Annotated in this window: 21 protein-coding genes; all 21 read right to left on the bottom strand. The window is 25.8% G+C overall.

Annotated features, from left to right (window positions below; translation table 11 throughout):
* Positions 1-109: 109 nt before the first annotated feature.
* The 21 genes from CLOACE_RS09035 to CLOACE_RS08940 all read right to left on the bottom strand — a co-directional run bounded on the left by CLOACE_RS09035 (position 110) and on the right by CLOACE_RS08940 (position 24,326).
* Complete coding sequence (locus CLOACE_RS09035; RefSeq protein WP_070110783.1) at positions 110-1,384, bottom strand: replication-associated recombination protein A; 1,275 nt, start codon at positions 1,382-1,384, stop codon at positions 110-112.
* A 24-nt stretch (positions 1,385-1,408) separates the two neighbouring features.
* Entirely contained in the window at positions 1,409-2,176 is a 768-nt protein-coding gene (locus CLOACE_RS09030; RefSeq protein WP_070110782.1) for a histidinol phosphate phosphatase, read from the bottom strand.
* Between the two features lie 140 nt (positions 2,177-2,316).
* A complete protein-coding gene (locus CLOACE_RS09025) occupies positions 2,317-3,228 on the bottom strand; it encodes an AEC family transporter (RefSeq protein ID WP_070110781.1) in 912 nt (303 codons plus the stop codon).
* A gap of 254 nt (positions 3,229-3,482) precedes the next feature.
* The gene (gene hisE, locus CLOACE_RS09020) at positions 3,483-3,815 is read right to left on the bottom strand and encodes a phosphoribosyl-ATP diphosphatase (RefSeq protein ID WP_070110780.1); all 333 of its coding nucleotides are present in this window, start codon (positions 3,813-3,815) and stop codon (positions 3,483-3,485) included.
* Between the two features lie 28 nt (positions 3,816-3,843).
* Entirely contained in the window at positions 3,844-4,158 is a 315-nt protein-coding gene (gene hisI / locus CLOACE_RS09015) for a phosphoribosyl-AMP cyclohydrolase (RefSeq protein WP_070110779.1), read from the bottom strand.
* Positions 4,159-4,176: 18 nt separating this feature from the next.
* Positions 4,177-4,938, bottom strand: a complete 762-nt coding sequence (gene hisF, locus CLOACE_RS09010; protein ID WP_070110778.1) for an imidazole glycerol phosphate synthase subunit HisF — start codon at positions 4,936-4,938, stop codon at positions 4,177-4,179.
* A gap of 2 nt (positions 4,939-4,940) precedes the next feature.
* Positions 4,941-5,663 (bottom strand): 1-(5-phosphoribosyl)-5-[(5-phosphoribosylamino)methylideneamino]imidazole-4-carboxamide isomerase, encoded by a 723-nt coding sequence (gene hisA / locus CLOACE_RS09005; protein WP_070110777.1) that lies wholly within the window; start codon positions 5,661-5,663, stop codon positions 4,941-4,943.
* Positions 5,664-5,745: 82 nt separating this feature from the next.
* Positions 5,746-6,342 carry an imidazoleglycerol-phosphate dehydratase HisB gene (hisB, locus tag CLOACE_RS09000; RefSeq protein WP_070110776.1) on the bottom strand — a complete coding sequence of 199 codons (597 nt, stop codon included), beginning with the start codon at positions 6,340-6,342 and terminating at the stop codon, positions 5,746-5,748.
* A gap of 11 nt (positions 6,343-6,353) precedes the next feature.
* Positions 6,354-7,418: a histidinol-phosphate transaminase gene (gene hisC, locus CLOACE_RS08995; RefSeq protein ID WP_070110775.1), complete on the bottom strand. Its 1,065-nt coding sequence runs from the start codon at positions 7,416-7,418 to the stop codon at positions 6,354-6,356.
* 23 nt (positions 7,419-7,441) lie between these two features.
* Complete coding sequence (hisD, locus tag CLOACE_RS08990) at positions 7,442-8,728, bottom strand: histidinol dehydrogenase (protein ID WP_207644903.1); 1,287 nt, start codon at positions 8,726-8,728, stop codon at positions 7,442-7,444.
* Positions 8,729-8,778: 50 nt separating this feature from the next.
* Positions 8,779-9,417, bottom strand: coding sequence for an ATP phosphoribosyltransferase (hisG, locus tag CLOACE_RS08985; RefSeq protein WP_175429456.1), 639 nt, complete (start codon positions 9,415-9,417; stop codon positions 8,779-8,781).
* On the bottom strand, positions 9,417-10,676 hold the full coding sequence (locus CLOACE_RS08980; protein ID WP_070110772.1) for an ATP phosphoribosyltransferase regulatory subunit: 1,260 nt from the start codon (positions 10,674-10,676) through the stop codon (positions 9,417-9,419). Before CLOACE_RS08980 ends, hisG begins: the two co-directional genes overlap by 1 nt.
* Before the next feature lie 234 nt (positions 10,677-10,910).
* Positions 10,911-13,892: a type I restriction endonuclease subunit R gene (locus CLOACE_RS08975; protein WP_070110771.1), complete on the bottom strand. Its 2,982-nt coding sequence runs from the start codon at positions 13,890-13,892 to the stop codon at positions 10,911-10,913.
* 20 nt (positions 13,893-13,912) lie between these two features.
* On the bottom strand, positions 13,913-14,515 hold the full coding sequence (locus tag CLOACE_RS08970) for a retron system putative HNH endonuclease (RefSeq protein ID WP_070110770.1): 603 nt from the start codon (positions 14,513-14,515) through the stop codon (positions 13,913-13,915).
* Complete coding sequence (locus CLOACE_RS08965) at positions 14,502-15,668, bottom strand: AAA family ATPase (protein ID WP_070110769.1); 1,167 nt, start codon at positions 15,666-15,668, stop codon at positions 14,502-14,504. Before CLOACE_RS08965 ends, CLOACE_RS08970 begins: the two co-directional genes overlap by 14 nt.
* Before the next feature lie 167 nt (positions 15,669-15,835).
* Positions 15,836-17,131, bottom strand: coding sequence for a restriction endonuclease subunit S (locus tag CLOACE_RS08960; protein WP_084027601.1), 1,296 nt, complete (start codon positions 17,129-17,131; stop codon positions 15,836-15,838).
* Entirely contained in the window at positions 17,131-19,152 is a 2,022-nt protein-coding gene (locus CLOACE_RS08955) for a type I restriction-modification system subunit M (protein ID WP_070110768.1), read from the bottom strand. The genes CLOACE_RS08960 and CLOACE_RS08955 overlap by 1 nt, the downstream gene beginning before the upstream one ends.
* Positions 19,153-19,243: 91 nt before the next feature.
* The gene (locus tag CLOACE_RS08950) at positions 19,244-21,079 is read right to left on the bottom strand and encodes an N-6 DNA methylase (protein ID WP_070110767.1); all 1,836 of its coding nucleotides are present in this window, start codon (positions 21,077-21,079) and stop codon (positions 19,244-19,246) included.
* Positions 21,080-21,158: 79 nt separating this feature from the next.
* Entirely contained in the window at positions 21,159-21,302 is a 144-nt protein-coding gene (locus CLOACE_RS11805; protein WP_175429455.1) for a hypothetical protein, read from the bottom strand.
* 348 nt (positions 21,303-21,650) lie between these two features.
* The gene (locus CLOACE_RS08945) at positions 21,651-22,826 is read right to left on the bottom strand and encodes a hypothetical protein (RefSeq protein WP_070110766.1); all 1,176 of its coding nucleotides are present in this window, start codon (positions 22,824-22,826) and stop codon (positions 21,651-21,653) included.
* A gap of 633 nt (positions 22,827-23,459) precedes the next feature.
* A complete protein-coding gene (locus CLOACE_RS08940; protein ID WP_070110765.1) occupies positions 23,460-24,326 on the bottom strand; it encodes a DegV family protein in 867 nt (288 codons plus the stop codon).
* Positions 24,327-24,384: the final 58 nt, after the last annotated feature.

Raw genomic sequence — 24,384 nt, 5'->3', positions numbered from 1 at the left:
CTTGACAAACCCATGCACTCCATCTCCTGTTATTATTAAGATGGGCTTAAGGCTGATTTTGACTATTGTCAGTCCTATTCTACATGATTTTTTCACAGGGGTGTTGCATTTAATATTGCAATTTAAGAATCTTTAATAAATAATTTTTAATAGCATTTTCCATTTTATTTTCTCCAGGTTCATAGTATTTTATATCTTTTATGTTATTGGGCATATACTGTTGTTTTACATAATTATTTTTATAATCATGAGCATATTTATATCCTACCATTCTCCCTAAATTTTTAGCTCCTTTATAATGACCATCTTTTAAATGATCAGGTATTTCACCTACATCCTTATTATCTAAATCTTTTAATGCTTTATCTATAGCTTTTATACAAGAATTAGATTTTGGTGATGTAGCTAATAAAATAACTGCCTCTGCTAAAGGTATTCTAGCTTCTGGCAATCCTAATTGAAAAGCAGAATCTATACAAGATTTAACTATAGTTATAGCATTAGGATATGCAACTCCTACATCTTCCGCTGCTATAACTAAAAGTCTTCTACATATAGATAATATATCTCCTGCTTTTATAAGCCTAGCTAAATAATGAATAGCAGCATCTGGATCACTTCCTCGTATAGATTTTTGAAAAGCACTTAAAATATCATAGTGGCTATCTCCAAATTTGTCATATCTTATACTACTATTCATACATTGCTGTACTATACTCTCATCAATAATTATATCTCCATTTTCATTTTTATTGCTAGTTTTAAAAGCTAATTCAATTCCATTTATAGCTTTCCTTAAATCTCCATTAGCACAGTTAGCAATAAACTCTAAAATTTTATTTTCACATATTATTTTACTATTATTAGACATTTCATTTTCTAATATATCTAATGCTCTTTTTAATCCTTCTATTATATTATTTTTATTTAAAGGTTTAAATTCAAATATATTAACCCTACTTAAAAGAGCATTATAAATATAAAAATAAGGATTTTCTGTAGTGCTAGCTATTAAAGTTATTTTTCCATTTTCAGTGTACTCAAGCAAAGATTGTTGTTGTCTTTTATTAAAATTCTGAATTTCATCTAAATATAATAAAACCCCATTAGCAGTTAATAAACTATCTAAATCTTTTACAATAACTTTTATATCCGATATAGAAGCATTAGTAGCATTTAGCTTATAAAATTTCTTATTAGTATTTTTTGCAATTATATTTGCCACTGTAGTTTTACCTACTCCTGGAGGTCCATAAAATATCATATTAGGTATTATTCCAGAATTAACAATTTTATTTAGTATTCTACCTTTACCTAGCAAATGTTTTTGTCCTAATAAATCTTCTATATTTTTAGGTCTTATTTTATCCGCTAAAGGCACCATATATAAATTCTCCTTTTTATAAAATTATTTATCATATTCCATTTTTCTATTTTTAAAATAAACTATATTTAAATTACACTTATCTGCTACATATTTAGCATATTTATAATTTAATCCTATAGACTGTGGTTTATGAGCATCAGAGCCTATAGTTACAAATTTTCCACCTAATTCATAAAATCTTTTGTAAATAGATATAGCATTATCTATTATTTTCTTATCTTCAAATCTTCTAGTATTAATTTCTATACATTTTTCTTTTTCAACAATTACTTTTAATATTTCATCTATTATATCTGAATATTCTTCATAATATAATTCTGTATCTTCATACCTAGCATATCTGCAAATATAATCTATATGTCCAAGACTATCTACAAAATCATAATTTTTAATACATTGCAGCATAGATTTTAAATATTCACTATAACTTTCATTTTTACTTTTATCTACATAAAAGTCTTTATAATACAAGTCCATATTATTTATTACATGAATAGATCCAATAATATAATCGAAGGGATATTTTTTAGAAATGGCTTCATTTTTTTCTATACAATCCATCCTCATGCCCATTTCTACCCCTAGTAATAAATTATCTTTTCTAAATTTTGAATAATCATTAAAATATTTATCTATATCAAATATAAATTGTCCAGGTTTCATAAAATTTAAATCTAAATGTTCTGTTAATATTACTCCTATATTAACTTTTTCTTTTGCTCTTATAACTTCCTCTAATGTCATTTCACTATCTGTTGAAAAATTAGTATGTACATGAGTGTCAAACATTTCAAATAGCCTCCTATTTATTATAATTTACTTACATAAACATTATATATTATTTTTATAAATTATCATAAATTATCATAATTAATTTTATAAAAAATAAGTCCTATTTAAAAATAAATAGAACTTAAATCAAAAACAGTTTATATAACTGATAAAATAGTTGCAATTAAAGGTATAGTTATTATTGAAAATAAAGTAGTAATAAACACTGCCTTTGAAGCTAACACTGTATCTGCATTATACTTTTCAGCAAATACTCCTGTTATAGCTGCCCCAGGCATAGCTTGCAAAATCACAAGTATATTTAATATTAATTTATTTATATTTAATGTCTTTAATAAAAGCAATGTTAAAAAAGGTATTACTATTAATCTTACCATACATAAGTAATACAAACTAAAATCTGAAAATACTTCTTTAAAATTTGCATCTGCTAACATAGCTCCTATTATAATCATTGACAAAGGCACTGTCATATCACCTACTATATTAATAGCTTTGCCAATACAAATAGGTAATTTTATTGAAAATAAAAACAAAATTAATCCTATAAAAACAGATATTATTCCTGGATGCGTTATTACATTTTTAAAAGCATCTGAATCCTTTTTACCAGTAAGTAACACAATTCCATAACTCAAAGAAAATACATTAAAAGCTATCCCATATATAGATGCATAAAATATACTTACTTTACCATATAAACTTTCCAATATAGGATATCCCATAAATCCATAATTAGAAAATATGCAAATAAATCTCAATATACTTCTTTTATTTTTATTAAATTTACAAAAAAATAATTTACTCATAATAATCAAAATTACATGAGCTAATATAGAATAAGCAACCATCCATTTTATATTGTTAGCTAATTCCTTGGAATAATCAAAGTTAAAAGAGCTTATTATTAACATAGGCAATGTTACATTCATAAGTATATCTGAAAGCCCTTTACTTACTTCTTTATTTATAAATGCTTTTTTTCTACTGTAAAATCCTACTCCCATAATTATAGTAAGCATAATTACTTGATTTATTACATTAGTCATTTAAAAAAATCCCCCTTTCCATACTAAAATATTACATTAAAATCATAAAAATTTATAGCTTTCATACATTTTATATATAAAATGAAAATATTAGAACATTAAAATTAATATAAAAATTTCATAAAAATTATATATTGAATTAAATAAATTAATTATTTTTAAATAATTTAGCTAATATTTGAAATAAAACATTCAAAAATATAGAGTAAAACATATACTATTTTAAGTACTTGTTTTACTCTATATTTATTTAATTAAGATAATTTATTTACTTTTTTTTCACGTTTTTTATTGCATATTTTCTCACTTCTCTTTTCTAACTCAATTAATATATCATTTATATCTACATTTCTATCTGCCATAAGTACTAACAAATGATATATTAAATCACAAACTTCATATACTATTTCTTCTTTATTATCATTCTTGCTAGCAATTATCACTTCTGAAGACTCTTCTCCTACTTTTTTTAAAATTTTATCTATTCCTTCATTAAATAAATATCCTGTGTAAGAACCTTCTATTCTATTTAATTTTCTCTCTAAAATTGTATTATATAATTTTTCAATAACATATTTACTATTCATATATACCCACCTGACTTTTATTAAAAATTTAAAGTTTTCTGTAAAAACATGACTTATTACCTGTATGACAAGCAGCTCCTATTTGATTAACTTTAACTAATATAGTATCTTCATCACAGTCAATATAAATTTCCTTTACATATTGAAAATGTCCAGATGTTTCTCCTTTATTCCAAAGCTCACTTCTACTTCTACTCCAAAACCATGTAGTACCTGTTTCCATTGTTTTATTTAAAGATTCTTTATTCATATAAGCTAACATCAAAACTTGTCCACTTTTATAATCTTGTATAATAGCAGGTATTAAGCCCTTATTAAATTTTATATTATTAATTAAACTCAAATACTATCACCTACCTATTTATACTCTAGCACTTATACCATTGTTCATTAAGTATTCCTTAACTTCTTTTATGCTAAGCTCTCTATAATGAAAAATTGAAGCAGCTAAGGCAGCATCTACATTAGTTTCTGAAAAAACCTGTTTAAAATCTTCTAACTTTCCACAACCTCCAGAAGCTATTACTGGTATATTTACAGCCTGAGCTACTGCCTTAGTCATATTAATATCATACCCATTTTTAGTACCATCAGCATCCTTGCTAGTTAAAAGAATTTCTCCTGCTCCTAATTTCTCTACTTTTTTAACCCATTGAATTAAATCTATATTCGTATCAATTCTTCCTCCATTTATAACTACATTCCATCCAGAATCATCTTTTCTAGATATTGCATCTACAGCAACAACTATACATTGACTTCCAAATTTATTTGCCGCCTCACTAATTAATTCAGTGTTCTTTATAGCTGCAGAATTAATAGAAACCTTATCCGCTCCAGCTTTTAAAACCTCTCTTATATCCTCAATAGTTCTTATGCCTCCCCCTACAGTAAATGGTATAGATACTTTTTCTGCAGTTTTTTTAATAACCTCTATCATAGTTTTTCTTTTCTCATTAGTAGCATTTATATCTAAAAATACTAATTCATCTGCCCCTTCTTTATTGTAAAACTCAGCTATCTCTACAGGATCCCCTACATCCTTTAAATTAACGAAATTAACTCCCTTTACAACTCTGCCACCTTCTACATCAAGACATGGAATAATTCTCTTAGTTATCATTTTTACTCTCCCCTTTTACATAAATTAACCGCTTGTTTCAAATTTACATTTCCAGAATATATGGCTTTACCTACTATAGCCCCATATAAATTCATATCTCTTAATTTTGTTATATCTTCTATACTTGTAACCCCGCCAGAAGCAATAATATTACAAGAAACTTTTTCTTTAAGTTTATATATTTGATTAAAATTAGGACCTTTTAAAGCTCCATCTTTACTTATATCTGTGAAAACTATAGTTTTAACCTCCAATTTCTCCATTTCTTTAGCAAAATCTATATAATTAACAGAACTTACATCAACCCATCCTTCCGTAGAAACCATTTCATTTTTAGCATCTATTCCTACAATTATTTTATCACCGTATTTTTTTATAGCTTCCTTTACCATGTTTGGTTTCTTTAAAGCAGATGTTCCTAAAATAACTTTATTAACACCCTTTTTTAATATTGCTTCTATAGTTTCAATATCCCTTATTCCTCCACCTAACTCTATAGGAATGTCCACTTTTTTAACTATTTTTTCTACAACGTCTAAATTCTTTAATTCTCCAGAAAAAGCTCCATCTAAATCTACAATATGTAAATTTTTCGCTCCCATTTCTTTAAACTTCAAGGCTGTATCCACAGCACTATCCGCTACTACTTGTGAAGAAGAAATTTTACCTTGATACAGCCTTACACATTTGCCATTTTTTAAATCTATAGCCGGTAATATAATCATTTTTAACCTCCCATAACCTAAAATATATTATTAAAAATTCCATACAATAGTCTACTATTATAAAAAACTCACCCTAGTTAAATTATAATATCCCTTTTGTTGACATAACCCCTTTTATTCTATCATCATACTCAATTGCTTCTTTTAAAGCTCTAGCAAAAGCTTTAAACAATCCCTCTATCATATGATGATTATTTTTTCCGTATAAAATTTTTATATGAAGTGTTATACCTGCATTAAAAGCTAAAGCTCTAAAAAATTCTTCTATTAACTCTGTATCTAACTCTCCTAATCTATCCACAGTAAATTTAGCATCAAAAACAATATAAGGTCTTCCACTTAAATCTAAAGATACAAAAGCTAAAGTTTCATCCATAGGCACATATGCACTTCCATAACGTTTTATTCCTTCTTTATTTCCTAATGCTTTCTTTATACATCTACCTAAAACTATACCTGTATCCTCTACAGTATGATGAGGATCCACATATAAATCTCCTTTAGTTTTTAAATCTAAATCTAACAAACCATGTTTAGTTAAAAGCGTTAACATATGATCAAAAAAACCTATATTTGTATTTATATTGCTTATTCCAGAACCATCTAAATTCAAATTAGCTTCTATACAAGTTTCACTAGTTGTTCTACAAATCTCAACTCTTCTAAATTCCTTATCCATTTTCTCCTCCTTTAATTATTAAAAATTTCTTTTAAAGCCTGTACAAAATAATCATTTTCTTTTCTATCACCAACAGTTACTCTTATATAATTTTTTAAAATATCATCATTAAAACTTCTAATAACAATATCTTTTTCTAATAACTTATTATAAATATTTTTATTATCACTTTTAATTTCTATAAGTATAAAATTAGTATTAGACTTTATAGGTGTTATATTCTTAATTTTTTCCAATTTGTTAAATAAATATTCTCTTTCGCTAATTATTTTTTTTATATTGCTTTTAATTAAATTTTTATTTTCTAAAACAACTTTAGCTATTGCTTGAGATAAAGAATTAACATTAAAAGGAGATTTAACTTTTTTAATTTCATTTATCAAAACTTCATTAGCTAATGCAAATCCTACTCTTAATGCTGCTATGCCAATAGCTTTAGAGCAAGTTCTAAGTACTATTAGATTTTCATAATAATTAATTTTATCTACTACGCTTTCATTACAAAAATCCGTATATGCCTCATCTATAACAACTATGCAATTGCTACAGCTTTTTAATATTTTTTCTATATCTTCTTTTAATATTATTTTTCCTAAAGGATTGTTAGGATTAGAAATAAATAAAATTTTCACTTTTTCTAAATTCACAGTATCTATTAACTTATCTATATTTAAATTAAAATTACTATCATAACTAAAATTTAATAATTTTCCCCTAATAATTTTTGTATATATTTTATACATTGAAAAATCAGGATTTAAAACTAATACTTTTTCTTTTTCATTTAAAAAAGCATTAATAACTAGTTGTATTAATTCATCAGAACCATTACCTGCTACAATATTATTTAAACTTGCTCCTGCATATTGAGAATAACTTTTACAAAGCTCTTTAGCTTCTCCATCAGGATATTTATTAAGAAAACAACTTTTTACACTCTTTAATATATCTTCCTCCAAAAATTCTAATAAATTAAATGGATTTTCATTAGCATCTAATTTAATTTTATTATTAAAGTAATTTGTATTATATACTTTAAAATCTTTTAAATCCTCTCTAAATAAATCACTTATCATAGCATTCTCTCCCATCATTAATATTACTCAAACCTAACTTTTATAGAATTAGCATGAGCTGTAAGTCCTTCTGTATTAGCTAATTTAACAATTTTATCTTTAACATTTAAAAGCTTATTTTGAGAATAACATAAAAAATTAGACTTTTTCATAAAATCTTCTACTGAAAGTGGAGAAAAAAATCTTGCAGTACCATTAGTTGGTAATACATGATTAGGTCCTGCTATATAATCACCTAATGGTTCTGGACTAAATTCACCTAAAAATATAGATCCTGCATTTTTTATTTCATTTAAAATATTAAATGGATTTTTAACCATCAACTCTAAATGTTCAGGTGCTATATTATTTGCAATATTTATTGCTTCATTTATATCTTTTACTAACAAAATACCTCCATAATTTTTTAAAGAACTTTTAATTATTTCTTTTCTTTTTAAATTTTCTATTTGATTTTTTATTTCTAATTGAACATTTTTAGCAATATCTAAAGAGTTTGTTACTAAAATAGCTGAAGCAATTTTATCATGTTCTGCTTGAGACATTAAATCTGCAGCAATAAACTTAGGGTTTGCATATTTATCTGCTATTATTAAAATTTCACTAGGTCCTGCTATCATGTCAATATCTACATGTCCATATACACTTCTTTTAGCCATTGCCACATATATATTTCCCGGTCCTACTATTTTGTCTACCTTTTTTATAGTTTTTGTTCCAAAAGCCATAGCTGCTACAGCTTGAGCTCCTCCAATTTTATAAATTTTATCTACACCAGCTATATCTGCTGCTACTAAAATATTAGGATTTATTTCTCCATTTTTAGAAGGTGGAGTAATCATTACAATTTCTTTAACTCCAGCTACTTTTGCTGGCACAGCATTCATTAAAACAGAAGAAGGATAAGAAGCTGTTCCTCCAGGCACATATATAGCTACTCTTTCCAAAGGTCTAATTATTTGTCCCAACATAATTTCTTCTTTACTAGTATCTATCCATGAATTTTCTTTTTGTTTACTATGAAACTCTTCTATATTTTTTTTAGCAAAATATATTGCCTCTAAAAACTTTTTGTCTACTTTATCATAAGCATATTTAATTTCTTCTTCAGTAACACAAATATTTTTTATATTTATTAAAGTACTATCAAATTTATTTGTATATTCTATTAAAGCTTGGTCTCCTCTTTCTTTTATATTATTTAATATGATATTTACTCTATCTACCACATCTTTTCTAATTAATTCTTCCCTATTTTGCATATTTAATAATACTTCTGCATTTTCTTTATAATCTATTATATTTATAATTGGACATTCCATATTTACTCCTCCAATATTAATTTTTAATAAAGTGTTTTTTATAAAACAGCACTAATTTTATCTATAATATTAACTATTTTCTTACTTTTCATTTTCATACTAGCTCTATTAACAATCATTCTTGCACTTATATCACATATATCTTCTAAAACTACAAGTCCATTTTCTTTTAAAGTAGTACCTGTCTCCACAATATCTACTATAGCATCAGATAATCCCAGTACAGGTGCTAATTCTACTGAACCTTCTATTTTAATAATTTCAACGTCTTGTCCCTTTTTTCTAAAGTATTCCCTTGCCACATTAGGATACTTAGTTGCTATTCTTTTTCTTTCATATCCTTTATAAAAATTATTTTTATTAGTAGATGCCACAGCAAATTTACATTTTCCAAACTTTAAATCTATTACTTCATAAAAATCTTTATTATACTCCATAAGAGTATCTTTACCAACTATCCCTATATCTGAAGCCCCATGTTCCACATAAGTTAAAACATCTGCAGCTTTTACCAGTACAAAATCTATATTATTTTCTTCATTATGAAAAATTAATTTTCTACCTTTATTTTTCAATTGACTACATTCTATACCTGCTCTTTCAAATATACCTATAGCCGACTTTTCTATTCTTCCTTTAGTTAAAGCTATTTTTACCCTATCATTTAATTTATTTATCACTCTAATGCCTCCCAGTTAAAGTTTTCAATTTTGCTATAAAATTTTTCATTATTATATACATTAATAATTTCTATATTTTCTTTATTATTTATATATATAAAATATTTAATATGTTTAAATTTAGCATATTTTAATGCCTCTTCTTTATTGCAAGACAAACTAAATTCACAAATCCTATTACTTTTCCTAATTTTCATACACAAATTGTATCCTTCTATACAAAATCTTTCTTCACAATGAATTAAAAAATCTAAATTTTTACTTGTATAATTTTCTCTTAATATTTCCATTAAATTATTAATATTTATAGCAAAACCTGTAGCTGGTGTATTAAATCCAAACTTTCCTATTAAATTATCATACCTTCCACCAGTTAATATTTCCTTACCTAATCCACTTCCATAACCTCTAAAAATTATTCCTGTATAGTAATCTATATTTTGAACCATACCTAAATCTATAGATAAATATTTATCTAAACCAATACTTTTAAGTACTTTATAAACCTTTTTAATATTTTCTAAAGACTCTAGCACTTTATAATTTGAAGTTAGTTCTTTAACTTTATCTAGTACTTCACATCCGCCAAATAACTCTGGAAGTTTTTTTAATAATTTAATATGTTCATCTTTAATATCTTTTTTTCTACTATCTAAAAACTCATTTAAAATACTAAAATTTTTATTTTCTATAAGTTTTTTTAATTTATCAAAATCTTCTTCATTTAAATCTAAATCTTTTGCAATTGTTTTAAAAAGATTAGACTCTCCAATTTCTATCTTAAAATCTTTTACATTTAAACTTAAAAAAGTATTTATGGCTATTATTATTGCTTCTACATCTGCATTGATATTATTACACCCAATTATTTCTACTCCTGCTTGAGTAATTTCACTTAACTTGCCTTGTAAACTTTGATTTACTCTAAATATATTAGATATATAGTAAAGCTTTAAAGGATAAGTCATATTTTTTAATTTAGTAGAAACAATTCTAGCAATAGGAGTAGTCATATCTGGTCTTAGTGCTAATATTCTTCCACTAGAATCAAATAATTTATACATTTGCTCCTGTTCTATAAAAACATTTTTTCCATTAAACACATCATAAAACTCCAAAGTAGGAGAAATAATTTGTTTGAATCCATTATTAATAAATATATTTCTTAACTGATTTTCTATATTATTTTTTATATCACATTCATTAAATAATATATCTTGCATTCCATCTGGTATATATCTTTTTAAGCTTCTCATAAACTCTCCTCGCTTTAATAATTCATTACTTTAAATAATTATTAGTTTATCACTTTATCGTGATAAACTATTGTATTTATAATATCACCTTATTTTAAAAAAATCAATATATTTTTCTACTTTATTTTTATTAAGTTAAAATTTTAATATCAATAACTTCTGCTTTATATTTTAGAATTATTACCGCAATAAAGCACCAGATACTATTGTACCTAGTGCTTTATAAAATGCTACCTATCTATTATTAGCCTCATCATATATTTTTTCAGCTAAATAGTGAACCATAAAGTTTTGAAGATTTGCATTAGTTAGTATTTCTTTAACTAATCTGTCATTTCTATTTTTGGCTTTAACAATACCTCTTTTGAAGTAACTCTTAGCAAAGGTATTTACTAAGTCTTCATAACTATTAGCCTTAGCTATATCCATAATATTTTTATCTTGTTTAAACATTTCTTCGTAGTGATCTATAACTATTCTATCTTCTTCTGTAAGTCCTATTCCAAATACATCATTTATTCTTTGTATTATATCATCTAAATACTCTTCTTGTTCTTCATTAATACGAGACTCCGCATTTTCTGATATTCCAACTAATTCACCATCCGCATAACTTAATGATATATCTGAACCCATCTTTTCATCTTTACTTAACTTTTGTAGTTTATAATAATCTAAACTTAAAATATCATCAAGATTTATTCTTTCTTTTCCCTTCTTAGGCAACTTCTTTAATAAAGCTACTAAATACACCTGTAGTCTTAAAAGATTTAAATTTTTAAGAGGATATATCTGAAGCAAAAAATTGTAGAATGTTACGTACTTCTGTGCTTTCTTTTTAAATTCATCTGCCTGCTTCTCATCATCTTCTTCAATAAAGCAATATCTTTCTACTCCTTTATCAATTATGCTATTCATTTTTCCATTTTGTGAATTAGTTCTTTTCTCTTTATAAAAAAGAGTTGCAAAGTCATTTACTTCTTCATCATAATATACTCCATATTCATGCAACTGATACCATAAATCATTTACTACATTGGGGTCTGTAACCTTATCTATATTAGTCATTTCAAAATATGGCTTGTATGCTTCTTGAATATCTTCTACTGAATTTTGAAAATCTAAAATAAATGTTTGTTTATCAGGATAAGTTCTGTTTAATCTTGATAAAGTTTGTACAGTTTTTACTCCATCTAGCTTCTTATCTACGTACATTGCACATAGCTTTGGTTGGTCAAAACCTGTTTGATATTTTTCTGCAACAATAAGAATTTTAAACTCATCTTTATCAAATATTTTAGGTAGATTGCTTTCAGTAATATCTGGTGCAACATCTTTATTCATAGATATTTCTGTGTATTCTTCACCTTCATCATTAACAGTTCCTGAAAAGGCCACTAATGCTTTAATATTATATCCTTTTTCTCTAATATATCTATCTATTGCTAATTTATATCTTACTGCATGAAGTCTACTAGCAGTAACAACCATACCTTTAGCTTTTCCACCTATCCACATGGCTCTATTTTCAACAAAATCATCTACTATGGTTTCAACTTTTGTTCTTATATTATATTCATTTAAGCTAACAAACCTATTTATAGCTCTTTTAGCTTCACCTTTATCAAATTCAGGATTATCTTCTATTTTCTTTCCAACTTTATAATAGACACTTACTGGCATATAATTCTTAAGAACATCTAATATAAATTTTTCTTCTATTGCTTGTTTCATAGAATATAAATGAAATTCATGTGGCAATCCATCTTGTCCAACTCTACCAAATATTTGCATTGTTTTATTCTTAGGTGTAGCTGTAAAAGCAAAGAAACTTACATTTTTTAAATCTGTTCTTTTTTCAATTAACTCAGACATTTTATCCATACTAGATTTTTCATTTTTTTCTTCTTCTGTCTGTTCCTTAGCTACTTCTTCTAGAGTTTTTCCAGCTAAAGTTTCTTTCAGCGCACTCATATTTTCACCTGCTGTTGATGAATGAGCCTCATCAATTATAACAGCATATTTTCTTTTCTCTAATGACTCTATCTTTTCAAGGGCATAAGGGAATTTTTGAATAGTGGTTATTATTATCTTAACTCCACTTGTTATAGCCTTAGCTAAATCTGATGAATTTTTCTTATCGTCTATTTTAAGTACTAATCCTTTTTTATGTTCAAGTTGATATATAGCATCTTGAAGCTGTTTATCAAGCACTTTTCTATCTGTAACTACAATAATTGAATCAAATATTGCATTATCATCTTCATCATGTAAACTTGATAATCTATGGGCAGTCCATGCTATTGTATTTGTCTTTCCACTACCCGCACTATGTTCTATAAGATAATTTAATCCTGCTTTGTTTTCTTTTAAATCTGCTACAATCTTTCTTACAGCATCTAACTGGTGATACCTGGGAAAAATTGCTCTTTTTTTATTATCTTTTTTTTCTATAAAATAAAAACGTCTAATAATATCAAGTAAACTGTCTTTTTTTAATATATCTTCCCAAAGATAACAAGTCTTTTCCTTGCCTTCTACTGGTGGATTTCCTTTTCCTCTATTATAACCTTTATTAAATGGCAAGAAGAAAGTCTTGGCTCCTTTAAGCTGCGTTGTCATATATACTTCATCAGTGTCTAATGCAAAGTAATCTAATACTCTTTCATTAAATCCAAATAACTTTTCCTTTGGATCTCTATCCTCTTTAAACTGTCTTATAGCATTATAAACATTTTGCCCAGTAAATTGATTCTTAAGTTCCATAACTATAATAGAAAAACCATTTAAAGATAATACTACATCCAAAGTGTTATTATTTTTAGTACTATATTTAAGCTGTCTAGTAATCTTAAATATATTTTCTTTATAATTATTAAGGTCTGTTTTATTAGAACTCAAGTTAGGCTTATTATAAAATAGCTTAAAAGTACCATTCATCATGATATCTTCTATACCATTTCTTAAAACATGTATAAGACCTCTTTTACTTATGTTTGAATTAAGTAAATCTAAAAAAGCCTTTTTCCAGTTAGTTCCGTGATTAAATTTAAACTCATCTATTAAATCCTTTTGAGTAACTTCTAAAAATCTAAATAAATCATCAGTAAATAAACAATACTGTAAATCAAATTCCTGAGAATGACCTTGTTCATATCCTGCTGAAACTAAATAATTCTCAATGCTTTCTTCTAAGTTTCTTTCCTTAGGTAACATATTATCCCCATTCCCCCTTTCTACAATTGCATATATAATTTTATTAAACTTGGAAAGTTATGACCATCATCTAAAAAGAATTGTAAATACTCATCATATTCATCATAATTTTCTCTATAAACCTCTAGTATATCTATCAAAGCTTTTCTAGCTTCCTTTAATTCATAACAGTTCAAATTTAAAATACTTATTGTATAGGATGCTCTTATATATTTATTACTATTTTCATCATTACTTTTTGGTACTATCTCTCCATTTGCGATATTGTAACTAAAATAATCCCCTGGATTGTCTATAACTGGATTTATAAAATCATCATCATACTTATTTTTTTTATACATTCCACAACTATTTTTTTGATTACATGATACTAAAAGATTATCATAATTCTGAAACTTATTTGGATATTTATCTCTTGGCATAATATGCTCTATATGACCATCATTATTGTCATATATTCTCTTTTCACAATAAGGACAATATTCTTCTTGTTCTATTAATATATTTTCCTTAATTTTATTTCTAATATTATCCTTATCATAATCTGTCCATGATTTAGGAGTATATTTTTTCTTATATTCTAATAGAAAGTTTGGTTCTTGTTCTTTATTAATCTTTAGCATTTTTCTTATTCCTAACAGATATATCTAATCTTATTCTCATAATATCTTTATCTAAATCTCCTAAATACTTTCTTAGATAATTAAATATTTCATTAAATTCTTCTGTATCATATAAATTTTTATTTAACAATTCATAAGCTTTATTTAGTTTACTAGTAATGTCCTCATTTCTTAAGCTATCCACTTTCATAGTTGTGCTTAATATATCACCTATGTTTTTTCCATAGGTTTCATTTAACTCATTATTATCAACAAGTTTAATACCATCTGAATCTTTCTTTAAAATACGCAATTGTTTTGATTCTATATTTCCAATAATATGTGGTGAATGAGTTGCTATAATTAATTGATTATTTTCTCCTATACTTTCATAAACATCAATTATCTTTCTTTGCCACTCTGGATGCAAGGATATTTCTGGTTCATCAATTAAAATTATCGAATTATTTACTTCTAAAAATTTTAAAGATAATGCTCTTAAAAATAATTGTTTTTCCCCTGAAGATAATCCAGTAATATCAAATTCTTTTCCTAAACTGTTCCTAAATATAGGTTTTGTTTCGTTAGTTTCAGAAAGCCCTACTAGCTTAACATCTAAATCCATAACGGAAAATATACTATTTATGTCATCACAAACTTTATCTATAACTTCACCTATAGTTTTATTTCTATTTTTAAATATTTCTTTATTTATTTTAGTTGCTATAAATGATGGTACATTTTGAGTAATGTTTTGATCAATTATATTTCTAAAATCTGGTGTGAAATTTAATGTATTATCCACTTTATTAATCTTTTCAAAATTAATTTCTGTTGGCATATATATGACTTTAGTTACATTATTATTATCTACAACTTCATCATTATGCCAAATTTCATTTATAATCATTAACTCTTCGTCATTTCCTTCCAAGAAAATAGTAGTAGAGTTACAAGTTATTTTAGCTAAATTGTCTTTTATATACAACTCTTTCATAAAGGCTTTTGTAAAATCAAACATTTGATATATTTCTTTTAAAAGCGTTGTTTTACCAACTCCATTTTCACCAATAATAACAATAGTATTTAATATATCTTCATTAGAATCTTTAAAATCTATCTCTAAATTATTAAATAACTCATGCCCATTGTACTTTATTTTTTCTACCTTCATTTCTATACATCTCCTTTCCTTAAAATTATTATATCAATAGATTTGCCATCAAATACAAAAGAGATTTAAATATCTATAACTAATCTAAAATTTCTATTTTCCCAGTAACTGCTTCACTTATTAAGCTTTGTTTGGCTTCTTTTAGTTTTTCTATTTGTTGTTTAACTTTATTTATTGATATATATATTATCAGTAACATTTTGTATATATTTAACTATCAATTCTTGTTCTTTCATATCGTTATTTTTTACTATTAAAATATTTGCAATTTGTTCAAAATTTAATCCTTCTCTATTGGATCCATTTTGTAATGCTTGGATTTGTAGTTGTGTTACATTACTCTGAATAATTGCATGTAAAAGAGTAGGATTAATTTTATAGATTATTGGTCTTAATATACAAACATGCTGATTAACATTAGCCCTCAGATTTATCTTATCTACAAGACTACTTCTTCCAATTGATCCACCAGTAATATTTAATAATACATCATTAAATTTAACTCGTGAATTATTCATTTCATTATCAATTTCCTCATTTATAAAAACAACATCATCTAATCTTAGTCCGTCATTATATACATTCTGACTTCTTATGAAAACAACCCCATTATCTGTGTATACTTCCGCTCCACCTTTAGGAGTTTTTCCACTTCCTATTTTACACAAATTGTATTTTAATTTAGTAAGTTTCCATTCACTCGGTACATCTCCTAGCCACTCAACTCCACTATCCTTCATTTCTTCTTTTTTTCTTTCCACCAGCTCATATCCATTAGAAGTTTTAACCACCTTAACCTTACCTGTTACAACTTCACTTATAAGACTTTTCTTAGCTTCTTCTAATTTTTTAATTAACGCTTCTTTTTTTGAAATTATAGAATCAAATTCAGCTGTTTTTTGATTTAAAAATTCAATAATTTTATACTGTTCATCTAATAAAGGTATAGGTATTTTGACTCTTTCTAAGTGTGATGGTCCAAAATTAGGTTGGCATGAACCTGTCATTAAAAGATTCAATTGTTCTCTTACACTATCACTAATTAATGAATATTTTATAAAGTCCTTTTTCAGTTTATTGGTATTTTCATTTATTCTAATTGTGCTAGTATTCAATATTACTTCTTCATCATCGTTAAATGTTGCCACTTTGCCCCAAGATGCTCCTGAACTAGATAGAAGTATATCACCTTTATTAACTTTAAAATGGATGTAAGAATTTTTATATTCATCATACGAAATATACTTAGTATACTTACTGAAATCAATCCCTTTATCCGTAATATTAGTTACGCAAATTACCTTAATTCCTTCATCTTTAAATTGCCAGTTTCTCAATCCTGGACCTTCTTGATAAAAAACAAAGTTTTTAAACTTGCCTTTTTCCCAATCCACGGGTATTTTCCCAATCCATTCAACCCCACTATCCTTCATCTCATATTCATTTCTATATCTAAATTTCATTAGCCTAGCACCTTCTTTATTTCTAAAGTTATTTCATTTTCTAATTCTTCAACTTCTTTCATTATTTCAGCAAAAGGTCTTAATTTTTCATATTTATAAAAATGTCTAGTAAATGGTATTTCATATCCTATATTATTAAAGGTACTTTCATCCATATGAGCATCTTCTACATGTGGTTTTACTTCTCTTTCAAAGTATTCATTTATATTTTCCTTTAGTGGGATTGATTCTGTATCTTTTAAGCTAGAGTCGCTTTCTATATTTCCTTTAGAATCTTTACATATATCTGCATTTTCATTTCTTTCCCCAATAGCTGTCCATATAGCTTTTAAAAGTGCTGCTCCAAGTTTAATTCCATATTCTTTTGCTTTTCCTTTAATCTCTTTTATAAATTCTTCTCTATTTAAGTATTCCTTATCCCTATCAAAGCTTTCTAGCATTTTTATTATTTTTTCTTGTTCTTCTCTTCCTGCTTCTTCCTCTTGTGCTTTTACTGTTTCATCTTTTTTCTTTGATACTGCTAATTTAATAAATTGAGTTGTTTCCTTTACTCTTTCTATAGCTTCTTCATTTACTTTAAAGCTTAGTTTTAATGGTCTTTCTATAGTTATTTTTCTATATCCAAATTCTTTATTATCGAATATCTTACAGTTATCGTTTGCTTCAAAGCTTGCATATAAAGCTTTAATTTCTTGTATTTGTTCTGGTGATATTTCTTTTCTCTTATTACCTAAGCTCTTTCTCATACTTTGATAATACTCTGTTGCATTAACAAGTTGTATCTTACCTTTTCTCTTTTCTTCTTTTCTATTGGTAAGAACCCATATATAAGTAGCTATGCCTGTGTTGTAGAACATATCTGTAGGTAATGCTATAATTCCTTCTAATAAATCATTTTCTATAATCCATTTTCTAATGTTAGATTCTCCGCTACCTGCATCCCCTGTAAATAATGGTGATCCGTTAAAAATTATAGCTATTCTACTTCCTTCTTCATCTTGATACATCTTGCTTATCATATTTTGAAGGAATAGTAATGAACCGTCACTTACTCTTGGAGTTCCTGCTCCAAATCTACCGTCAAAACCTAAATCAGCTTCTTCTTTAACCTTCTTTTCTTCATCCTTCCAAGTTACTCCAAATGGAGGATTACTTATAAGGAATCTCATATGATCTCCACTAAATCTATCTTCAGTCAAAGTATTTCCAAGTCTTATGTTATCTGTATTTTGACCTTTCATAAGCATATCTGCCTGACATATTGCAAAAGATTCATCTAGTAATTCTTGACCATATACATCAACTATTGCTTTTGGATTTAGTTTCTCAATATAATCTTCACCTATGGAAAGCATTCCACCTGTTCCACAACAGAAATCCGCTATAGATATTACTTTTCCTTCTTCAGTAAGAAAACTTTCTTTACCTAAAAATAACATCTCCATACAAAGTCTAATTACTTCTCTTGGAGTATACTGCTCTCCAGCTGCTGAGTTTTCTGTAAATCTTCTTAGCATTTCTTCATATATGTATCCCATTTTATTATTAGATACTGCATTTATGTGAAGATCCACCTCATACATCTTTTGAAGTACTGCATATAGTTTATTTTTTCTATCCAATTGAGCTATTTCATCTTTAAACTTAAATTTACCGATTATTTCTTTTACATTATTAGAAAATCCATTTAAGTACTCCTCAAAGTTTGACTTTATATTTTCACTATCATCTAAAAGTTTCTTCCATGTAAAATCAGATACGTTATAAAACTGTAAATCCATATTATGATTTTCTTTTAGATCCGCTATAACTATTTCATCTCTTTCTTCTTCTGGTAAAAAATCGTACTCTTTATATACTTTTTTTATTATTTCCCTATCATAATTATCTAATAAACAATCAAATCTTCTTACTACTATCATTGGAAGCATTACTTTTCTATAATCTTCTTCTTTATATGTTCCTCTTAAACTTTCTGCAATATTCCATAAAAATGAAACATGATTAAAATTATTATCCACTGTTCTTTCTCTCCTTTAGCTTACTTACATGTAAATTTACTAATAATATTACTTCAATAATTCTGAAGTATAGATCGCTGTACTAATATTTTTAGTTTATCAAATTTAAAGCTTTCTTTATATCCTTTTGCTCTTCATTATAAATTCTTTTAGCTTCTTCTAATCTTTTATTGTATTCTTCATTAGATTTTCTTATTTTTTTTACTACTTTTTCCTGTACTTTTATATCAATATCTGGAACTGACAATTTTTCAATATCTTTATGTGATATTGATTTAATAGCTGTTCCCTTAATAATGCCTTCAACTAAACTTTGACCTAATTCACTCTCTAAATAGTATTTTAACACTTCAGGAATATATTTGTCCTCATAAGCTCTTACTATAAATAAGTTAGCAGATACAATTCCTTTCATATCTTTATCAACTAGTGCAACTTTGAATTGAGTGCCTTTTGAAGTAACTAATAAATCCCCTTTTTTTACTTCATATACACCTTCCCATTTTCTCTCAATTCGAATTTTATTAGATTCCTCAAAAACTATTTTACCATCTACTATATTTCCAATAGATATTAAATAGTGTGTTCTTTCACTTCCTGTATTTAATGCATCTAGTTTTCCTTTATTAACTTGTACTCCCCTTCTTATTTGAGCCACTCTACATAACTCAGTCATATTAATATGACTAACACTTTCAATGAGCTTTTCACTTTTTATATAATCAAAGGCATTTAAATCATATTGTTTTTCTTCAATTTTCTTCATACCTAAGAAAAAGCTAATACTATTTTCTTGCATTTTTTTATATGCTTTAACTGCATCATTTACTCCCTCTTTTGAAATAGTATTATTTCTTCTATCTATGCTTTCCACATAATCTGTAAGATCAATAAATTGGATTTTTCCTTTTCTATCTTCTTCTTTGTCTTTATTAAATATAACCCAACAAGTAACAATATTAGTATAAGATAGTACAGATCCAGGAATTCTAATTACTGCTTCAATTAAATCTTCATTAATAATACTTTTTCTTATTCTTTCTTCTGCACCACCTCTAAATAGTGCTCCAATTGGTAATAACACAGCAGCCTTACCTGTATCTTTAATAGTACTTAAAATATGACTAACTACTACCCAATCTGAGTTATTTGTAAGCCCATACTTAAATCTACCGTAAATATCTTTAGAAAGAGTATTCTTGTCAATCTTCATCATAAAAGAAGGATTTGATATAGCAATATCGTACTTAATAAGATTATTATCATTTGTAAATGCCGGATTGATTAAACTATCTCCTAATACAATTCTATTTTTATTACCTGTAATTAAAAAGTTTATTAATTCTCCAATTGCATGACTTTCACTATTAACTTCTTGTCCATAGTACTTTAATTTATATCCATACTCATCACTTAAATTTAAAAACTCTTTAATAGTAATTTCTGTACCTGACTCTCCATTGAAAGAATCAATTATTGTATTATCAATTGTTGGATTTATTATACTTACAGGTACATCTAATACTCCATATTTAGTAGTATAATCATACATTTTCCCATCAACATTTGCAGTAACTCTAAGCTCTTTACAATAACTTATAATATCATTTGAATTTACTGATGAATTTATAATATTTATAAACTTATCAAAATCAGAATCTTTCATTGTTTTTAAAACTTCTATTCCATCACTATTATTGAAGCATGATAGTTTTGTTAATAATTCTATTTCTTTTAATACAGATATTAAATTTTCCTTGTTTAAAGATGCATATGTCCAATCATCATTTATATCAACATTTAATCTTTCTTTATTTTCTAAAATCACTTTAGTTGCACTAATTGAAGCTATTAACTTTCTCTTACTCCAATTATCTAGTACATATTCCCCTCTAAAAATATCATGTGCTAATGTTAAACTTTTCAACTTAACTCCACCTTTCTACACCTTAATTTTAGTAAAAGTTTTACTGAATGTAAATACTTGAATAAATATTTAGCTAATCTTATCTACTGTATAGAAATTTAATGCCTATCATCTTTTTATAAACATTCACATATTTACTACTTTTAATTACATTTAATCTTCTTTCTATAAATCTTTGCTTAGCATGGTGAGTAATGAAAATATTTCCATAAAACCCTTTCATATTTCTCAACCCTTTCTTTTATTAATTTCAGTTTTTATTTTACTGAACTTATGTATTTATCATATATATTTAAAGCTTGTTTGTCAATATATTTTTTATAATCTATCAAAAAAAAATTAAAGTCTTGATGATATAAATATATGTGTTTTATATATAAGTATTATATAACATCAATGGATAAAATTGTAATAAATCCTTTTAAATGATTACTTCAAATGTGAAAATATTTTTTCAACAAAATTGATGAAGAACCAATTTTATTTTACCACTGACACTATTATTTCTACATTTGTTCCAACTTTTTATCTTTTAAGTGTTATTTCATAAATAAATTCAATAACTATAGATTTATTCGATTATATATTTACTAAATATTTTTTCTAATCTATTTAAATCTCTTGGCATTAATACTATATATCTATATCTTCTTTTGTTATATAAATCTAACTTTTTTTTATTTCTAAGCTTATAATTTTCTCCATAATAACCAAAATACTCAACTATAGTCCCATCATATAATTCCCAATCAGGTTTAATATATCTACTTTTTCCTTTGTTATCTATATATTTAATTTTCAATTTTCTATTATGTGTTATGTTATGCTTATGATAGAAACTATCTATAATCACTTCATCTTTGCTATTTAATAAGTCCCCTTCTTGACTCCTATAATTCCTTATTTTTTTTATTTGTAAACATTTTCTAATATATTTAAGAGAACTACTGGGGATTAGTAGCTTGTTAGCTATTTTAGCATCTGTCCATTTTCTGTTTTTTTGTAATTCTTCAATTATTTCTTTTAAATTCCCTTTATGCAACTCTTGTAATTTCTCTAGCACATGATTATTATTTCTTATTTTAGTTGCTCCACATGTATATGTATAGCCAAATCTACACGATAAGTCTTTTATACATAGTTCAAATGCAATACGATTTACTGCATTTTCTTTCATATAAGGTATCCTTAAGTATTCATTATAATTAACTTCTCTTTTATAAATTTGTCTACTCAAAATCACTTTTTTTATATATTCTTCCTTGTAACTGTCATATAATTGATCAATATATTCTTCTTTCCTTAATTCTACTAATTTCTTTGCATTTGCTTTTATTTCATGTATTTTTTTATTTAAATAGCCCTCTCTAAATTGTTTATATATACTGGAATATACTGCTTCTTCTATTAAAAAGTCTTTGTTTTCTAATTTGTCTTTTATTATAAAATGTTTTTTAATTATTTTTTTTATATCATCACCAGTTGATACAAAAGTTTTATTTCCTTCTATTAAAATTTCTTTCTTATTTAATATGTATTTATTAAATACTTTTAAAACCCCATTAGTACGTATTATATCCCCTTTAACCCTATCAGAAATATTAGCGAAGGTATCTATATAATATTCATTCAATAATAAATAATATGCATTAATAATACTTGTGTCTAAATTTTCTTCTATAATCGATTCTATATATTCAGCATATTTTTTACCTTTACTAGTTTTAGCGAATGATGCTGTTCTCAATATATCACTTCCTTAATTAATCATAAACTTTATTTTTTAATTATATCATACTATATACACTTATTTAATATGTAGTATATACCCATATTACTTTATTATATCTGACCATTAACCAATCCCACTTACTAATTTCTCTCTTTTTCTAATTTATTTATTTCAGCTATTAATAATCTTTCTGCATAGCTTGTACTTGTAAAAGATGTTTGTACTCTTTTTTTAATAAGTTATAGCTCTTGATTCTTCTTCTACAACTACATCCGTTTTTTTAATTTCTTTTCTTATACGATTCTTTTGCTTAATTTACATCTACTGCAACTACATTTTGTATTATTCATCTACCCATTTACAGATAATTAAATATAGCTTCTTGAAAAACAAATTAAAAACACCCCAAAATTCAAACTTGAATAATGCGGTGTTTTTATATATCGTTCATTTTTTTATTTATTACATTAAAAATGAACAAATACTCCTGTAGCCACTATTATAATTGCATAAAAAATTATCTGTTTTAAAACTCTTTTTAAATTCAATTACTAAATTAATTATTTCTTTGTATATTAAGACTACCATCATAAATAATTTTAAAATATAAACCCTGCTATTAAATTTTAGAAAATCAATAATTCTATATTATCTTTCCTCACCTAAAAAGCATAAAGCTAACATGCCTCTTCCACAATGAGAACCCATTACTAATCCTAATTGGCTAACTATAACTTCTTTTACATTGTAATCTTTAACTAAAGTTGCTTTTAAATCTTCTGCATCTTCTGCACAATCAGAATGAGATATACCAACAACCACATCAGATGGATTCAAACATCTTTCTTTAAATTTATCTAATAAATATTTAATAGCCTTTTTTCTACCCCTAACATTTGTTACATTTTCTAATTTACCTTCTTTATTCACATAAATTATAGGCTTAATATTTAACAAAGTTCCTATAGTAGCCTTTGAAGTAGACAACCTTCCTCCATTCTTTAAATGCTTAAGATCTTCTACTAAAAACCAATGATTGATTTTTAATTTATTACTTTCTGCCCAATTTATAATATCTTCTCTCATTGCTCCATTTTTAAGCATTTCACAACAATGATATACTATAATACCTTCACCTATAGAAGCACTAGCTGTATCTATTATATCAATATTTACATTATCGTATTTTTCCTCAAGAGCTTTTTTAGCCATTAATGCACTATTATACGTTCCACTTAAACCTGATGACATAGCTAAATATATTATAGATTTATTATCTTTTATTATACTTTCAAACTTTTCCATGAACCTATATACATTTATTTGAGAAGTAGTTGGCATTTCTCCCTCTTGTAATTCATTATAAAATTCTTTATGCGATATAGTTTTTCCAAAATCATCTTCATAATCTCTTCCTTTTAAATGACACATTAAGCCTATATATGGTACATTATTCTCTTGTATAAAATCTAAAGGCAAATCGCAGCTAGCATCTACTAATATAACTGTGTCCATACATCATTTCTCCTTTACTATATATTTTTTATAATACATATATTATTTCTTTTATATA

The sequence above is a fragment of the Clostridium acetireducens DSM 10703 genome, assembly GCF_001758365.1.
Taxonomy (GTDB): Bacteria; Bacillota; Clostridia; order Clostridiales; family Clostridiaceae; genus Clostridium_C; species Clostridium_C acetireducens.
The sequence above is the reverse complement of the archived record's forward strand: the minus strand, read 5'-3'. Positions and strand labels throughout refer to the sequence as shown.

Coding starts and splice junctions, on each gene's coding strand:
- hisE (WP_070110780.1), bottom strand. CDS start 3,815: ATGAATAGTAAATATGTTATTGAAAAATTATATAATACAATTTTAGAG.
- CLOACE_RS09030 (WP_070110782.1), bottom strand. CDS start 2,176: ATGTTTGACACTCATGTACATACTAATTTTTCAACAGATAGTGAAATG.
- CLOACE_RS08970 (WP_070110770.1), bottom strand. CDS start 14,515: ATGCTAAAGATTAATAAAGAACAAGAACCAAACTTTCTATTAGAATAT.
- CLOACE_RS09025 (WP_070110781.1), bottom strand. CDS start 3,228: ATGACTAATGTAATAAATCAAGTAATTATGCTTACTATAATTATGGGA.
- hisF (WP_070110778.1), bottom strand. CDS start 4,938: ATGATAACTAAGAGAATTATTCCATGTCTTGATGTAGAAGGTGGCAGA.
- CLOACE_RS08960 (WP_084027601.1), bottom strand. CDS start 17,131: ATGAAATTTAGATATAGAAATGAATATGAGATGAAGGATAGTGGGGTT.
- hisB (WP_070110776.1), bottom strand. CDS start 6,342: ATGGATAAGGAATTTAGAAGAGTTGAGATTTGTAGAACAACTAGTGAA.
- hisC (WP_070110775.1), bottom strand. CDS start 7,418: ATGATAAGTGATTTATTTAGAGAGGATTTAAAAGATTTTAAAGTATAT.
- hisA (WP_070110777.1), bottom strand. CDS start 5,663: ATGATTATATTACCGGCTATAGATTTAAAAAATGGCAAATGTGTAAGG.
- CLOACE_RS08940 (WP_070110765.1), bottom strand. CDS start 24,326: ATGGACACAGTTATATTAGTAGATGCTAGCTGCGATTTGCCTTTAGAT.
- CLOACE_RS08980 (WP_070110772.1), bottom strand. CDS start 10,676: ATGAGAAGCTTAAAAAGATATATACCAGATGGAATGCAAGATATATTA.
- CLOACE_RS09035 (WP_070110783.1), bottom strand. CDS start 1,384: ATGGTGCCTTTAGCGGATAAAATAAGACCTAAAAATATAGAAGATTTA.
- CLOACE_RS08965 (WP_070110769.1), bottom strand. CDS start 15,668: ATGAAGGTAGAAAAAATAAAGTACAATGGGCATGAGTTATTTAATAAT.
- CLOACE_RS11805 (WP_175429455.1), bottom strand. CDS start 21,302: ATGAAAGGGTTTTATGGAAATATTTTCATTACTCACCATGCTAAGCAA.
- CLOACE_RS08975 (WP_070110771.1), bottom strand. CDS start 13,892: ATGTTACCTAAGGAAAGAAACTTAGAAGAAAGCATTGAGAATTATTTA.